The sequence below is a fragment of the Nostoc sp. genome (assembly GCF_041747015.1).
Classification (GTDB): Bacteria; Cyanobacteriota; Cyanobacteriia; order Cyanobacteriales; family Nostocaceae; genus Nostoc.
Map to the genome: position 1 here is coordinate 1 of NZ_JBGTFY010000113.1, position 3,372 is coordinate 3,372.

Annotated in this window: 4 protein-coding genes; all 4 read right to left on the reverse strand. The window is 39.1% G+C overall.

All coding sequences use genetic code 11. The features are described 5' to 3' along the window. Nucleotides 1-695: glycosyltransferase family 2 protein (locus ACEW80_RS08810; protein ID WP_373526226.1), on the reverse strand; the 695-nt coding region annotated here is incomplete at its 3' end. Nucleotides 696-697: 2 nt separating this feature from the next. Continuing rightward, nucleotides 698-1,021 (reverse strand): FkbM family methyltransferase, encoded by a 324-nt coding sequence (locus ACEW80_RS08815; protein ID WP_373526229.1) that lies wholly within the window; start codon nt 1,019-1,021, stop codon nt 698-700. A gap of 9 nt (nt 1,022-1,030) precedes the next feature. Then, nucleotides 1,031-1,441 carry a hypothetical protein gene (locus tag ACEW80_RS08820; protein WP_373526227.1) on the reverse strand — a complete coding sequence of 137 codons (411 nt, stop codon included), beginning with the start codon at nt 1,439-1,441 and terminating at the stop codon, nt 1,031-1,033. Then, nucleotides 1,441-2,712 (reverse strand): polysaccharide biosynthesis protein, encoded by a 1,272-nt coding sequence (locus ACEW80_RS08825; protein ID WP_373526228.1) that lies wholly within the window; start codon nt 2,710-2,712, stop codon nt 1,441-1,443. Before ACEW80_RS08825 ends, ACEW80_RS08820 begins: the two co-directional genes overlap by 1 nt. Between the last annotated feature and the right edge of the window lie 660 nt (nt 2,713-3,372).

Genomic DNA, 3,372 nt, shown 5'->3' on the forward strand with positions numbered 1-3,372 from the left:
TACTTTGAATGTATATGGGATGACTCTTCTGGATGAACAGACAGATAAATTAAGACTGACTCCTGATGTTGTTTTAGTTTTTTCCAGCCTCCCTTGGGTCTCCACGGGTGGCACACTGAAGCAGCCTTAATAAAACAAAACTTATGTCCACGCTTCGTAAGTCTTAGCCTCAGGTCTACATCTTCCATAGCGGCGTAGGGAAATCGCTCATCAAAACCAGATAAAGAATTAAAGAATTGCCTTTGTATAGCAAAGTTGCATGACCATAAATACCCACCTAACTCGTTAGTAGGTGATGTTTCCCCAAGGCTACGTCTTGGACGGTTAACATAGGTTCGTCCTTCAAAAACTAAGCAAGCGGGTTCAGCAACTATAGCTTTAGCATAGGCTTCTAGCCACTGTGGATCGGGCAAGCAATCATCATCGGTGAAAGCTAGCCACTCACCACAAGCATGTTTAACACCATTATTTCGATTCCCCGCTGGACCTTTGCCAGGACCAGTCACCCACTTAGCCCAGGGATAATTCTCATTCATCATTTCTTCAGCAGTTGTCACAGAACCATCATCTGTAACAATTACTTCATATTGCTCACTCGGTAAAGTTTGAACTCCAGGGGCTAGACAATTTAGGCATTTCGCAAGCAAATCATTGCGATGGTAAGTTGGAATAATTATAGAGAAATAGGAACCCATATTCACGCTATTATTTTCCTATTAATACTTCTAGTCCCAGATGATAGGCTCTCTAAAATCACTGACGGTCCACATCTTGCTACTAACTTGTAACCAAAGTTAGCCAAGTGAATTATGATAGGTAGCTTATCAAGCTGCTGAATGGGTGTCAGGTGTTTCTCAAATACCAAAACTTTGGGTTTAAAGCGGTTCCAGTCGTTTGACATCAAGATTGCTTCATCCATTCCTTCTATATCAATACTCATAAAATCAATTTCAGTTCCGCTAGGCACGTACTGATCTAAACAGCTTTTGAGTGTAGTCGTTTGTAATCGGTGTTTTTTTATTAATTAAGCTTAGCCAGAAGCCACAACTTCGTCAACTCTTTGGCTACAAAAAGTATTAAATGCTGGACGATCAAAGATAAAAAAATCAATCTCTTCACCTTCAAGAGGAGATAAACATAGCTCCAAGTTAATGTCTTTTGGTCTTAAAACTTTAAATACATCCATGCTGCCGGGTATAGCATCAATATTGATTCCTCTCCAACCTTTAGAATAAAAATGATAAGTATTAGAAATGTATACAGGGTGATGAGCTCCAATATCTACATAAAATCCCAGAGTAGAGTCATTAGTTAAAAATCTTACAACCATATCTTCACCAAATTGGGAGTGCGAAAAATAAAAGCTGGGACAAAAGTTAGCTTTTAGTTTTGACCAAACATGAAACCTTAATTTCAAAATAGTTCTTTCTATTAAACTCATTAATTCGAAAATCCTTCTTTAAAGCCTTCAAAAGCCATAGAGAAATTCAGCAAAAATCCTGGGATAATAGATATAATTCCAAACACAATTACTCCTTTAACATTAGAAATATCTAAGAATAGTAGTAGAATAACTTGGGTAGTGATTGTAGTTGGAATATAAACCCAGTTATGCTTAAGCCAGGCTTTAGAAGCATTGATCGACCACAAAGTTCCAGCCCAAGAGCTAAATGTCGTACTAAACAAGATCAAAGTCAGCTCATTTTCTAAATGAGAGTACTGATTTCCTAATATCCAAAGGAGTTGCCTTGGAAAAATTATTGAAATTACAACTGTTCCCGTTGTTAACAAGCCATAGTAACCTATAATCTGCCAGTAACGTTGCCATAAAACTCTAACTGATTGGCAGCGAACAAAAGCGGGTATAACAATACTACTTGTAATCGAATTAATGATCGAAAAAATGACACTTATCCGACCTAGTGCTCCAACTTCAGCAATGCTTTGCGTATTTCCAAAAATGCTTATAAGCCAAATTGCAGTCTGTCCTTGTATACAGTAGAAAATTGTATTAGGTGCCTGCCACTTGATGATTTTTAGAATATCTAATTTATCCTCTACATTAATCGATGCTTTTTTATCAATATATTCAGAAACCCATCTGGTCAAGAAAAAGTTTTGTAAGCCAAAGGCAATCGAGGCAGTCAGAATAGCTAAAGCTGCATTCAACAATGTAAAATAAGTAACGCCCAAAAGCACCAGCCTGGAGATAGCTGCAATTAGGTCTAACTGCTGGATGCGGTTAATCTGGGAACGAAGCCGTGGAACAATACCTAAAACAACTGTAGTTAATTGAAAGTTCAGTCCCACTAATACCAACACCAAAATGAATACGGCATAGGTAATAGACGATCCATTACTAGTCAGCATCCAAAGCAGAATTGGGGTAACCACAGTGATCGCAATCACTGCCAGATACCGCCGTAACTGCATTGCAGTATTGATTAATTGACCGAAACGATGGGGATCTTGCCACACCCTACCCCCAATAGAGGAAAGCCCACTACTAATACCACTATCTGCTAAAACGTTCATCGTTCCTTGCATTGTATTAGCAATAGTAAAATAGGCATATTGCTGTTGATCTAGTGTGCGAACCAGTAAAATTCCGCTAGCTAGTCCCAAAACCTGAACTACCAATTGAACTGAAATAAATTTACTGAGGATTTTAATTCGATAAACAATGGTGGCAGTTACAAAAGGTATGGACATCTAATGGTTTATGATGCTTTTGCAGCTACTTATTATCAGCAAAGGTCAAATTAGTAACTAGGCAATACTAAACTTCTGGCTTTCACCATCATCCTCACCACATCGTTCGTTTTATATTGTGCTTGCTATCTGAACTGTTTCTTTGCCTTGGCTGCATTACCTTTGCCTACGGCAATATCGGTTGGCCGTGACAGACTGGCGTTAATGACAACATGTTCACGCCAATCTAGCCAAACACGTGCAAAGGCTGCTGTTACAAAGTCCTCTAATCCATAGCTCTCTCCTGTAGCGATCGCCCACAACAACTACCAGTAAACTTTCAACCTCCTGCCAAGTCACTAATTCCTGGCAGCTCTTTTGTAAATTGACTGTTGATTTTGTCAATATTTTTACTACGTTCTGTCCACAGCTTTTATACACGTATGAAAGCAGTGCCAAAAACTTTTCCCCCGTCAGCTCGAAGATTAAGTAATATTTTAAGCAACTTGATATCAGGGCGATCGCACTTCAAGAGCGACTCTTTATTTCGTGACTTTTGGCGCGTCCACTAGGGCTCGTCCCGTTGTGATTATTCTTAGCAGCTTGCTCACTGTAGTAAGAAGCGTAGTACTGATAATAGTGGTAGCTTTCGTGTCCTTTATTTAACAGGTTGACCACCAC